The organism is Paracoccus chinensis (assembly GCF_900102885.1).
Classification (GTDB): Bacteria; Pseudomonadota; Alphaproteobacteria; order Rhodobacterales; family Rhodobacteraceae; genus Paracoccus; species Paracoccus chinensis.
In genome coordinates, this window is the sequence record NZ_FNGE01000014.1 from 38614 (window position 1) to 51265 (window position 12652).

General features: G+C 69.6%; 8 protein-coding genes and 1 pseudogene. 7 read left to right on the forward strand and 2 right to left on the reverse strand.

The genetic code is table 11. The features are described 5' to 3' along the window. The first annotated feature begins 310 nt into the window (after nucleotides 1-310). The 6 genes and pseudogenes from BLQ03_RS13580 (at nucleotide 311) to BLQ03_RS13605 (ending at nucleotide 9229) form a co-directional block, all read left to right on the forward strand. A pseudogene (locus BLQ03_RS13580) lies at nucleotides 311-1762 on the forward strand (DUF3131 domain-containing protein). Beyond that, nucleotides 1759-2910, forward strand: a complete 1152-nt coding sequence (locus tag BLQ03_RS13585; RefSeq protein WP_090756871.1) for an acyltransferase — start codon at nucleotides 1759-1761, stop codon at nucleotides 2908-2910. Before BLQ03_RS13580 ends, BLQ03_RS13585 begins: the two are co-directional and overlap by 4 nt. Next, a complete protein-coding gene (locus tag BLQ03_RS13590; protein ID WP_090756872.1) occupies nucleotides 2910-4751 on the forward strand; it encodes a glycosyltransferase family 2 protein in 1842 nt (613 codons plus the stop codon). The genes BLQ03_RS13585 and BLQ03_RS13590 overlap by 1 nt, the downstream gene beginning before the upstream one ends. Continuing rightward, the gene (locus BLQ03_RS13595) at nucleotides 4748-6064 is read left to right on the forward strand and encodes a DUF3131 domain-containing protein (protein ID WP_090756873.1); all 1317 of its coding nucleotides are present in this window, start codon (nucleotides 4748-4750) and stop codon (nucleotides 6062-6064) included. Before BLQ03_RS13590 ends, BLQ03_RS13595 begins: the two co-directional genes overlap by 4 nt. Then, entirely contained in the window at nucleotides 6061-8265 is a 2205-nt protein-coding gene (locus BLQ03_RS18385; protein WP_175558879.1) for a hypothetical protein, read from the forward strand. The genes BLQ03_RS13595 and BLQ03_RS18385 overlap by 4 nt, the downstream gene beginning before the upstream one ends. Nucleotides 8266-8287: 22 nt before the next feature. Then, the gene (locus tag BLQ03_RS13605) at nucleotides 8288-9229 is read left to right on the forward strand and encodes an alpha/beta hydrolase (protein ID WP_175558880.1); all 942 of its coding nucleotides are present in this window, start codon (nucleotides 8288-8290) and stop codon (nucleotides 9227-9229) included. 48 nt (nucleotides 9230-9277) lie between these two features. Here the strand turns inward: BLQ03_RS13605 and BLQ03_RS13610 are convergent, their stop codons facing one another. Beyond that, entirely contained in the window at nucleotides 9278-9847 is a 570-nt protein-coding gene (locus BLQ03_RS13610; protein WP_090756876.1) for a cysteine hydrolase family protein, read from the reverse strand. A 171-nt stretch (nucleotides 9848-10018) separates the two neighbouring features. Then, a complete protein-coding gene (locus BLQ03_RS13615; protein WP_245688915.1) occupies nucleotides 10019-11941 on the reverse strand; it encodes a DEAD/DEAH box helicase in 1923 nt (640 codons plus the stop codon). A gap of 205 nt (nucleotides 11942-12146) precedes the next feature. Here BLQ03_RS13615 and BLQ03_RS13620 point away from each other — a divergent pair, with 205 nt between their 5' ends. Further along, nucleotides 12147-12638: a GIY-YIG nuclease family protein gene (locus BLQ03_RS13620; RefSeq protein ID WP_090756877.1), complete on the forward strand. Its 492-nt coding sequence runs from the start codon at nucleotides 12147-12149 to the stop codon at nucleotides 12636-12638. Nucleotides 12639-12652: the final 14 nt, after the last annotated feature.

A 12652-nucleotide genomic window follows, 5' to 3' on the forward strand; every position in this document is an offset into this window, starting at 1 on the left:
CTCGGCCTCGCTTGCGGTGGTCCTGACGATGACCGGGACCGTCCCGGCCATCTCGCAGCCCGCGCCGCCGCAAGCGGCTGCCCCGGCGACCCAACCGGCAGGCGATGCGCCTGCGGTGCCCGCTGCGCCTCCCGCGCCTGCCGCTGCACCGGCCCCTGCGACAGGCGCAACGACCCTAGCCACTCCTCCGGCGCCTGCGACTGCACCCGCACCGGCCGAGGCGCAGGCTGCGGCCGTCCCCGGCAACCTCGGCGCCAGCATCGCCCGGCCCTTCGGGCGGCACGGCCCCCTGACCGAACGGGAACGCGCCATGGCCGAAACGGCCTGGCAGTATTTTGTGAAAAGCTACCAGCCGGACACCGGGCTGGTGAACGCGGTGGGCAGCTATCCCTCGACCACGCTGTGGGACACGGGCTCCTATGTCAGTGCTCTGGTCGCCGCGCGCGAACTGGGGATCATCGACAAACGCGAATTCGACCTGCGGGCGAACCTGCTGATCAAGACCCTGCGCAACCTCGACCTCTTCCGGGGCGAGATGCCGAACAAGGTCTACAACACCAAGACCGGGCAGAAGGTGGACTATGCCAACAAGCCCGGCGAGGTCGGCCATTCGGTCCTGGACATCGGCCGGATGCTCGTCTGGCTGAAGATCATGAAGGAACGCTACCCCTATCTCGCGCCCGGCATCGACGCGGCGGTGCTGCGATGGAACTTCTGCAACACGGTCAAGCCCGACGGCAGCCTGTTCGGCTCGGTCCTCAGCAAGGGCGAGACGCGCTATGTCCAGGAAGGCCGTCTGGGATACGAGCAATACGCCGCCAAGGGCTTCGAGCTGTGGGGCTTCGAGGCCCCCGCCGCGCTGTCGCCCGACCCGGTGGAGTTCACCGAGATCTTCGGCGTCCGGGTGCCCATCGACGGGCGCGACCCGCGCATCTTCGGCAACATGAACTAGGTCCTGACCGAAAGCTACCTGCTGGACGGGCTGGAACTCGGCTGGAAGCTGCCGGGCGACATGTCGAACGACACGCCCGGCCTTGCGACACAGGGATGGCGGGCCGAGTTCGCCAACCGCATCTACCTGGTCCAGCAGCGCCGATTCGAGGAAACCGGGATCATGACCGCCCGGTCCGAGCACCAGGTCGATGGCGCCCCGTTCTTCGTCTACGATTCCATCTGGGCCAACGGCTTCGCCTGGAGCACGCTGGACCCCAGCGATGTCTATCGCCCCGAACGCGCCGCCATCGCAGCCAAGGCCGCGATCGGCATGTGGGCGCTGTGGGAAACCCCCTACACCGACCTGCTGATGGAGGCGGTGGGCGACCTGTCCACCGAGGACAGCGGCTTCTACGAGGGTCTTTACGAGAACGGCAACGGCTACATCCCGCTGCAGACCGCCAACAACAACGGCATCATCCTGGCCTCGCTGCTCTACAAGGAGCAGGGGCCGATCCTGAAGAAGCTGAACGGCAACACACAGGTCTGGGACACGGCCTTCACGCATCAGGACACCCGCGCCAACCGCTGCCTGCCGCAGCCCAAACCCGTGCAGGACTGCTGCAACTGCCAGGCCACCCCCGCCGCCGAGGCCGGGGTGTCGGCGGTTGACTTCCTGTATTGCCACCCGGTCGTGCAGGCCGACGGCAGCATCGCCGCGACCGCCTGCGGGCTGGAACCGCACGGCCTGCCCGCACCGGCGCCCGTGACCGTCGCCGCCGCCACCTCCGCCCAGATGTGCCCCCTGCCCCAGCGAGTGCAGCCATGACCCCCAAGAAAAATCGCCTCGTCTGGTTCGACGCCAACCGCGTCTGCGCGGCGCTGGGCGTCGTCCTGATCCATTCGACCACCGATTTCTCGGGCGGCGTCTTCCCGAACGCCACGCCCGAGGAACGCATCGTGCCCGTGCTGCTGCGCTCGGTGGCCGAATTCTCAGGGTCCGAGATGTTCTTCTTCTTCTCGCTGTTCCTGATGGCGATGCGGGTGGACCGGCGCGATCCCTCCTATGGCGCGGCCATCGCCGAACAGGCGCGGCGGCTTCTGGTGCCCTTCGCGGTCTGGACGCTGTTCTACGCCTTCTTCCGTCTGATGAAGGCCGACGCGCTGAACTATGCGCCCCAGATCTGGGAGCAACTGCGCGATCCCGGCGTGTGGCTCGGCTATTTCGTGCTGGGCAAGTCGCAGTATCACATGCACTTCCTGCCGACGCTGTTCCTGATCTTCATGTTCTACCCGGTCATGAAGCTGGCGATGCGCTATCCGGTGCTGGGGATCGCGCTTTTCGCCACGCTGGGTGCGATGCAGCACATCCAGGGCTACATCTGGGGCCTGGGGCTCGACCCGTCCTTCCGCGACTACCTGATCCGCGCGACCAAGGTGCTGGGCTACGTGGGCTATGGGCTGGCGGCCTTCGCGCTTTACGGGCTGTGGAGGGACGGCATCCCGCGCGGCGAGTCGCGCCTGATCCGGCGCGGCGGGCTTTACTTCGCGGCCGTGGCCTACATGGCGACGATCCCCTTCTTCGGGCAGGCGCTGATGACCGGCAGTTGGGGCGTGCGCCAGGGCTGGGCCTTCTACGGCCACTTCCTGATGCCGCTGCTGATGTTCGCGCTGTTCCTGGGCAGGCAGCATCTGGACTGGTCGCCCAAGTGGAGCTGGCTCGCCCAGTTCACCTTCGGCGTCTACCTGATTCACCCGATGGTGATCGACATCTATGACGTGACAATCCTGTCGGTGGGGCTGGGGCAACTCATGCAGCCCTGGATGATCGTGGTGTCGCGCTTCGTGGTTGTCCTGCCACTGGCCTTCCTGACGGCCTACGGCTTGTCGCGGTTCCGGCCGCTGGCCTGGACCATCGGCCTCGGCCCCGCGCCCTGGGAATGGGGCAAGCCGCGGCGCGTGGCGCAGGGGTCGTGATGGACGACTACTTCCGCCGGTTTGAGGACCGGACGCCGCCCCCTCCCCTGCCTTACTCACCATGGCGCGAAAGCCTGTGGCAGTTCCTGGCCACGCTGACGGTGGTGGTCGGCGGCTGGTACCTGTGGTGGCGCTGGACCCATTCGCTGAACCCGGACGCCATGTGGTTCGCGGTGCCGATGGTGCTGGCGGAAACGCTGGCCTTCTTCGGGCTGCTGCTGTTCATCTACAACCTGTGGCAGGACCAGCCCGTCCGCATCCCCGACCCGCCCGCGACCGTCGGGGAAACCGCGGGCCAGGGCGCCGTGGTCGAGGACCCCGGCCGTCCCATCGCGGTGGACCTGTTCTTCGCGACCTACAACGAGGACCCGGAACTGGTCCGCCTCGGCATCATCGACGCCAAGGCCATCCGCTATCCCCATCCGATCGACATCCGCATCCATGTCTGCGACGACGGCCGCCGCCACGCCATGCGCGAGGTCTGCGCGCAGGAGGGCGTCAACTACCTGACCCGTCCCACGAACGAGGGCTTCAAGGCCGGCAACCTGCGCCACGCGATGGAACAGACCTCGGGCGACTTCCTCGTGATCCTGGACGCCGACACCCGCCCCTTCCCGACGATCCTGGAACACACGCTGGGGCATTTCCGCGATCCGCGCATGGCCTGGGTCCAGACCCCGCAATGGTTCTATGACCTGCCGGAAGGCGAGCGGCTGCAGGACCGGCTGGGCCGCCGCCTCGGGTCTGTCGCGCGGCGGGTGGGCCGCGGGCTTGAACGGCTGGTGGGAGAGATCCGGCTTGGCCAGGACCCGTTCGTCAACGACCCGCAGATGTTCTACGACGTGATCCTGCGCCGCCGAAACCGCGCCAACGCGGCCTTCTGCTGCGGGGCCGCGTCCATCCACCGGCGCGAGGCGGTGATGGAGGCCGCGCTGCGGTCGTTCGGCGACAGCGTGGAGCGCCGCGTGATCGCCGCCGAGGAACGCATCACGCTCACCACGCGCGAACGCCAGGTGGACCCCGACCTGATGTCCGCGATCCGCACCGAGGCCGTCGTGCAGGAGGTGCTGACCCCCTACCGCTTCCACGTGTCCGAGGACATCTACACCTCGATCGTCCTGCATTCCGACCGCGAGCGCGGCTGGAAATCCGTCCTACATCCCACCATCGAATCCCGGATGCTGTCGCCGCAGGACCTGCTGTCCTGGACCATCCAGCGGTTCAAGTATGCGGGCGGCAGCCTCGACATCCTGTTCAACGACAACCCGCTGTTCCGGCGCGGGCTGACCCTGCCGCAGCGGCTGATGTATGGCGCGACCTTCTGGTCCTATCTCGCGCCCTTGTGGAACGTCATCTTCCTGTCGGCGCCCATCGTCTATCTGGCCACCGGCATCGCGCCGGTCTCGGCCTATACACTGCCCTTCTTCGCCCATTCGATCCCGTTCCTGATCCTGCTGGAACTGGCGATGATGGTCGGGACCTGGGGCATCCCGGGCTATGCCGGCAAGACGAACTACCTCGCCTTCTTCCCGGTCGGGCTGCGGGCGCTGGCGACGGTGCTGCGGGGGCGCAAGATCTCGTTTCCCGTCACGCCCAAGAACCGGCAGGCGGGCCGCCACCTGCGGCTGGTCCTGCCGCAGATCGCCGTGGTCGTGCTGACCGTGGGCGCGGCCCTCTGGGCGCTGGCCGCGCTGGGGCTAGGCGGGACCGGGCACACGCTGCCCGGCGTGATCACGAATGCCCTCTGGGGGCTGAACAACTGCCTCGCCATGGCGGGGATGATCGGGGCCGCGCTCTGGCAGCCCCAAGACAATCTCGATGAAGGAGCCAGCACGGCATGAGTTTCCGCAGCAATCTTGTCCGCGCCCGCAGCCATATCGTCTTTGTCCTGGCGCTGGTCTGCGGCGCGGCGCTGATCCTGTATCTGGAAGGAGTGGGTTCGATGGCCAGCGAGCGGCGCGATCCCCTGAAACCGTTCGAGGGGGTCGTGCCCCTGCCCGTCGCGGCCGGCGTCCGCCCCGATGGCGCGGACGACGAGGCCGCGCGCATCGCCTGGACCTATTTCCGCAACAACACCGATCCGACGACGGGGCTTGCTGGCTCGGTGGACGGCTATCCTTCCACCACGATGTGGGAAACGGCCTCCTATCTTGTCGCCATCATCTCGGCCGAGCGGCTGGCGATCATCGACCGCGCCGAGGCGGCGGAACGGACGGCCAGGGTCGTCGAGTCCCTGTCGCGGCTGGTGCTGTTCGAGGACAGCCTGCCCCACAAGGCCTATGACACCCGCACGCTGCAGATGGTGGATTATGCCAACCGCCCGACCACCGTGGGCCTGGGCTGGTCGGCGCTGGACATCGCGCGGCTGATGTCGGCGCTGAAGATCGTGCAGCGCCATCATCCCGAACAGGCCGAGCCGATCGAGCGGATGGTCTCGGGCTGGGACCTCGACCGCGTCGTGCGCGACGGCTGGCTGAACGGCGCGAACGTGGTGGACGGCGCCGTGCGGCAGAACCAGGAAGGCCGCATCGGCTATGAGCGCTATGGCGCCAAGGGCATGATGCTCTGGGGCTTCGACGCGACCGCCGCGATGGACGTGCGCCCCAACCTGCAGGTGGTCGAGGTCGAGGGCGTGCCGATCCCCGTAGACACCCGCCTCAACCGCAACCAGACGCCGGCGCTCACCACCAGCGAGCCCTATGTCTTCGACGGGCTGGAATACGGCTTCGACAGCCTGACGCACCTGTTCGCGACCGTCGTCTATCGCGCGCAGGAGATGCGCTATCGCCGCACCGGCGCCCTGACCGGCGTGACCGAGGGTCACCTGAACACCGAGCCCTATTTCGCCTATGCCTCGGTCTGGGGCGGCGGCCAGCCCTGGGCGGTCCTGACCTTCGGGGGCGACCGCATCGACAGCCGCCGGACGCTGTCCACCAAGGCCGCCTTCGGCTGGGACGCGCTGTTCGCGACCGAATACACGGGCGAGCTCATGAAGGCGATCCGCCCCATTGCCGATCCCGCGCGCGGCTGGCCCGAGGGCATCTATGAACAGGACGGCGCGGTGAACGGCTCGATCACCGCCAACACCAATTCGACCGTGCTGTCGGCCGAGGCGTTCCGGCGCTTCGGTCCACTGATGCAGGCGCCGCGGTGAAACGGGCCGGTGCTGCGGTCCTTGCGATCTGCGGCACCCTCGGCGGCCCCGCGGCCGCCACGTCCTGCGTGGGCGCGGACGGGGAAACCCCGCTGCCCGGCGCGTCCGGCGTCGAGGTCCGGCACGCCGACGTGCCTTCGGCTCTCTTCGGCGGCACCTGGCAGCAGGGGATGGTGGACGGGTTCGCCTACCGGATCCACGCGAACGGCAGCGCCATCATCGGCGACGCGCCCGCCATGGCGCGCTGGCGGGTGGACCTGACCTGCGATACGGCGGCGCGCCGCTGCGACCGCGTGTCCACGGGGGAAGCGCCGCCCGGCGTGGCAGAGACCGCGACCCGCATCGAGGCCTGCCTGCTGGGTCCTCCCCCTGCTCCGCCGCCTGCTCCGGTCGCGGCGGCTGCCGATGCGCCTGCTCCGGCCGCCCCTACGACGCCTCAGCCATCCGCCGGGACGTCCCAAGATGACCAGACGTCCGAGGCGCAGCCCGCGCCCGCCTCCTCGCCCAAGGCAGAGCCGCGCCAGCCAGCCGCACCAGAGGCGCCGCCCGAGGCAGACGAGCCCTCTCGATCCGAGGCGGCCACTGAGCCACCCGCAGTTCGTGCACCCGACACCGCCGAGCGGAACGAGCCCGCACCTGACCCTGAACCCCAGCCACAAGCGGCAGGGCCGCGCGAGAGGACACAGGCGGGCAACTCTCCCTCTGCCCCGCGGCAGGAAGAGGCTTCCGAGCAAGCCCAGCGCCGCGATCAGCAGCCACGACAGGCGAAGCAGGAGCAGGAGCAGGAGCAGGAGCAGGAGCAGGAGCAGGAGCAGGCAACTGCCCAGCCCGGGCAGCCGCAAGCGGCCAATCCGCCTGCTCCCTCACGGCAGCCCGCCCCCGGGCAAGCCACGCGCCATGCGCCGCAGGAACAGGCGACGGCACAGCCTGAACGAGCGCCAGCAGCCGCCACCGCGACGGCACGTCAGGACGCTTCCGGGCAAGTGTCGCGGCGCGAGCAGCAGCCCGCCCCGCCTGCGCAGACACAAGAAGCAAGGGCACCGGCCGGCCCTGACACCGCGCCTGCCCCGCCTCAACAATCGGCACCTGAGGCAGAGCGGGACCACGCGGCACCGCAGGCATCTCTCGTACCCGCTCGGGACCGACAGCCCTCTGCCGAGGAGACGTCCCCGCCATCCGACGCGCCGCCCGAAAACAAGGGAACCGTGACAGTCGAGCCGATGCAGCTTCTCGAACGCGAGGGCGCCGCGGACCCGGCCGCAAGCGATGCTGCCGCAGCCGAACCCGACAGGACCGTCCAGCGCCCGCGGCCGAAGCCTGCCCGCCCACAGGCCCCTGAGCCCACGACGGAACGCACATCCCCCGCAAGCCTTCCGGCGGAGCGGTCTTCTCGCGCCCGGCCCCTGCCTGACCCGCCGGTTGCCCAAGCCGCGCGCCCCCGCCGCGATCCGCCGTCCGCTCTGCCCGCAGCAGAGCCGCGCATTGCCCGGACAGCCCAGCCGCGCCCCATTGCCCCTGCCGTGCCCCGGCAGCCTCAACCTGCGCCTGTGGAACGCGCCTCGTCCGTGCCCGCCAATCTCAGGACAAGCTGCACGCTGGGCGCATCGGTTGCGCTCGAAACGGGCAAGCTGTCGTCCACGCTGGGATGCACGCTGAACTATCGCAACCGGCTGGCCTTCAGCGCCTCGATGATCGGCTATCCGCTGGAGGGGCAGAAAAGCCACGGCGATGCCGAATACACCTATGCGCTGACCTGGCGGATGACCAAGGACCTGACGCTGACCTATGCCAACTACACCGCCGCCTTCACCGGCGGGCGCGGCCTCGCGGGCCTGGGCGAGGGACGGCTGCAGTTGTCGCGGCCGCTGCCGCCGATCAGCCTGCCCGGCACGACGCGGAAGCTCGGCTGCTCGGCCTTCGCCAGCGCGGCGCCCCGCGGCTCCGAGAACGCGGGGCTCAGTTGCGGCCTGCCGCTGGGCGACAAGCTGTCATTGCGGATGACCGGGTACCTGTACCTGCCGGGCGACCAGCGCGACAGCGATCCCGACTACAGCTACTCGCTCAGCTGGACCGTGGCGCCGCAGGTGACGCTGACCTGGTCGAACTATGCCAACAACCGCTGGTTCTGGAACCGCTCGGACCAGTCCGAAAAGTTCCTGCGCGGCGGCTCGCTGGGCCTCACCTACAGCTTCCGCTTCTGACAGGGGCGGGCAGGAAACACCGATGACGCACCTGACACGACGCCACCTGTTCGGACTGACCGCCGCCGCGGCCCTTGCCGCGCCCCTGCGCGTCCGGGCGGCCGATCGCGCGGGCACCCTGCGCGAAAGCAACGTGCTGGCCAGCAAGCTGCTGGGGCATCCGGTGGAATATGCCCTTTACCTTCCGCCGGGATATGACGCCGACAGCCGCCGTTACCCCGTCATCTACCTGCTGCATGGAGCGGGCGACGGCCAGCCCGCCGACTGGTTCCGCATGGCGGGGATCGAACTCGTGCTGGACCGGCTGATCCTTGCGGGCGAGATCCCCCCGGTCATTGCGGTCGCCCCCGATGGCCGCCGCGCCTCGGGCGACCCGCGGGCGACCTATTTCCTGGACGACGCCGACGGCCGCCACCCTTGGGCCGAGATGTTCCTTCAGGAGTTCATTCCCCAAGTCGAGGGCCGCTATCGCACCACGGGCGACCCGAGGACGCGGGGCCTCATGGGCATCTCGATGGGGGGCTTTGCCGCCGTTCTGCACCAGCTTCGCCATCCCGACCTGTTCGGCGGCGCCTCGGCGCTGAGCGCGGCCTTCCGCACGCCCGAGCAGTTCATCGCGATGAAGCAGGAGGACTATGACCTGCGCTTCGGCGGCGCCTTCGGGCCGGGCCTCGTTGCAAAGGAACGGCTGACCGAGGCGTGGAAGCGCGCGGATGTCCTGTCCCTGCTCGGTCAGGTCGAGCCGCGCCCCTTCGCGCGCTGGCCAAGGCTTTACCTGACGCTGGCCGCCGACGATCCCTTCTTCGCGGGCAACGCCGCCGTCCACCTGGCGCTGAACGACGCGGGCATCCGCCACCGCTTCACCGTGACCGAAGGCAAGCACGACTGGATCTTCTGGCGGCAGGCGCTGCCCGAGGCGCTGCGCCACCTGGGCGCGGTGATGACCCGGCAATACGGGGAATAGGCCGCGCGGCCGCAAGGCAACCGCGCGGACCCCGAACGGCAGCCCCGCTCAGACGGTGGCCTGGGTCGCACCCTGCCGGACGTAGCTGTCAGTGTCCGTGACCGTCGCATAGGCGAAGCCGAGCGCGGACATCATCGCCGCATGGACCGAGGCCGCGGGCACGGTCATGCCGCCGTATTCAAGATCGCGCGTCGCGCAGGCGTCCTGCACCACCGTGGTCTTGTAGCCATAGTCGCTGGCGGCGCGGGCGGTCGCATCGATGCACATGTGGCTCATGGCGCCGACGACCACGACCTCCTCGATCCCGCCCTCGTCGAGGATCTTCTTGAGGTCGGTCTTCAGAAACGGGTTGGGCGCGTTCTTCACCACGACGGTTTCATCGGCCTTCGGGGCCACGACCGGGTTGATCTCGCTGCCCGGCGAGCCGGGGGTGAAGAAGGGTGCCTCTTCGCTGGGGAAGACGTGCTGGACGTGGATGACGCGGTCGCCCTGCTCGCGCGCGGCCTCGATCACGCGGGCGGCGTTGGCGGCAGCCTTCTCGATGCCGACAAGCTCGTAGCGGCCGTCCGGGAAATAGTCGTTCTGGATGTCGATGACCACGACGGCGCGCTTGCTCATGGCGTTTCCTCCCCTGTGCTGTTGATGGTGCCGATGCCCGGACGATAGCCGCGAGGTCATGCCGCGCCTATCGGCAATAGGGGGCATCCGGACGGAAAAGGCGGCGAAGCCTGTGCCCCGCCGCCCTGAATGCCGTTCCTGGAAGTCTGAAGGCCCAGACGGCCGGTCCCGTCAGCGCTTGCCCGGCTTCGACGGCTTGCCGGCCGCGCCCTTGGGCTTGAACTTGGCGCGGGGCGCGGCGGGGCCTGCCGGGGCACTCCCGGTCCGGGGGGACCGGGCCTCGCGCGGCGCGCTGTCCCACGGGGCCGATCCGGTCTTCCCGGCGGCCTTGGGTTTCCTGGTACCCTCGGCCGGGCGCGGGCCCGGCTTGGCGTGATCGGAAAAGCCGCCCTGCTCGTCGCTTCCGGCGCTGCGACGGGGCCGTGCCGGCTTTCCGGCGAAGCGGTCCGCAGTCTTGGGCCCGCCACGGAAGGTCCGACCGCGCTCGGACCCGTGCTCGGGACGCTCGAAGTTCGGCTCGCCCGACAGGCGGCGCATGGAAAGGCCGGGCTCAAGCTCGGCCTCCTGGCCGAAGCGGCCTGCCGAGGCCGTCGCGATCTGGACAAAGGTCTCGTCCTGCCGCACCCGGATCGCGCCGATGGCGTCGCGGGTGATCCCGCCCGTTTCGCAGATCTTGGGCAGAAGCCAGCGCGCCTCGGCGCGGCCGGTATGGCCCACGGACAGCGCGAACCACACGGCATCGCCGAAATCCCCCCGCTCGCGCGGCGCGGGCCGGGCGTCGGGCGCGGCGGGCAGGTCCGCCAGTTCCTCGGGGACGGGCCGCCCTTCGCGCCACAGCCGCACAAAGGCCGCGGCGACCCCTTCGGCCCCGAAGCGTTCCAGCAGCAGCGCGGCGGTGGCGACTTCGTCGCCGGTCTCGGCGGTCAGCACCGGATGCTCCAGCACCCGCATGTCGTCCTTTGCGCGCACGTCGTCGGCGGAAGGCGCGCGGCCCCATTCGGCCTCGACCTTGGCGCCCTGCAGCAGCCGCTGCGCCTTCTTGTAGTCGGCCGAGGTGACGATCAGCGCCGACACCCCCTTGGCCCCCGCCCGACCCGTCCGGCCCGAGCGGTGCAGCAGCGTTTCCGAGTTCGTCGGCAGGTCGGCGTGAATCACCAGTTCCAGCCCGGGCAGGTCGATGCCCCGCGCGGCGACATCCGTCGCGATGCAGACCCGCGCGCGCCCGTCCCGCAGCGCCTGCAGCGCGTGGGTGCGTTCCTGCTGGCTGAGTTCGCCCGACAGCGCCACGGCCTTGAAGCCGCGGTTGCCCATGCGGGCCAGCAGGTGGTTCACGTTGGCCCGCGTCTTGCAGAAGACGATGGCCGTCTGCGCCTCGTAGAAGCGCAGCAGGTTGAAGATCGCGTTCTCGCGGTCCCGTCCCGTCACGCTGATCGCGCGATAGGCGATGTCGCCATGCTGGCGTGCCTCGCCCTGGGCCACGATCCGCAGCGCGTCCTTCTGGAACTCGGTGGCAAGCTTCACGATGGCCGGCGGCACGGTGGCCGAGAACATCAGCGTGCGGCGCTCGGCGGGCGCGGATTGCAGGATGAACTCGAGGTCCTCGCGGAAGCCCAGGTCCAGCATCTCGTCGGCCTCGTCCAGCACGCAGGCGCGCAGGGCCGACAGGTCCAGGCTGCCGCGTTCCAGGTGGTCGCGCAGGCGACCCGGCGTGCCCACGACGATCTGCGCGCCCCGCGCCAGCGCCCGGCGTTCGGTGCGATAGTCCATGCCGCCCACGCAGGTGGCGATCTGCGCGCCCGCGTCGGCGTAAAGCCAGTCCAGTTCGCGCGCGACCTGCAGCGCCAGCTCGCGCGTGGGCGCGATGGCCAGGGCCTGCGGCAGCGGGATTTCGGGCAGGCGGTCGCCGTCCAGGATGTCGCCGGCCATGGCCAGCCCGAAGGCCACGGTCTTGCCCGAGCCGGTCTGCGCCGACACCAGGATGTCGCGCCCCGCGGCCTCGGGGGCCAGCACGGCCTGCTGGACGGAGGTGAGGCTGTCATAGCCCTTGGAGGCCAGGGCCGCGGCCAGCGGCGCGGCGAGATCGAGATCTGTCATTGATACTTACCAGAAAGGGATGCGGCGCACCCGGTGAGTGGCGCCATGTCCCTCGCGGCCGGGCTGCCATGACCCGCCGCCCAAGGTTCTTCGGGCCAAGAGTGCGCCCATAAGCCATCGCGGCCCCTCTGGCAAGCGTCATGCGACCGCGAAAGGCCGCTCGGCCCTTGCGTCCGCCTCGCCGCAGGCGTAGCCAGCATTAACAATGAAGAAACAAATCAAGAACGGGACCAGCCGTTCGACAAGGATCGGCTGGTTCGATTTCCGGGCACCCACGGGCACCGTCTATCTGATGCAGCCGGACAACGATCCGAGGCTGTTCAAGCTGGGCTTCACCAGCCGTCCCACGCTGGAACGCCGGCGCGAGTTGCAGCGCCCGGGCGACGGCAGGCTGAGGATCGTCTGCTCGGTCACCATGCCCCATGCCTATGCGCTGGAACAGCGGCTTCTGGCCCGGATGCGGGGCGGCTGGCGGCTGTTCCGCCGCCGCCCCTCGCCGCGCGGCACGGAATGGTTCTACCTGCGGCGCGGCGAGCAGATCGACGACATCCAGTCGCTGGTGGAACGCGAGGCGCGGCGGGTGCGCCGAGCCGCCGTTCTGCGCCTGTCCTGGCCACCTCTGGGCCGGATCACGCTGTTCGAGGCCCGGCACAGCCGGATCGACGGGCTGCTCGGCTCGGTCTTCCGGCGCGGGTGACCGGAGCGGGACGC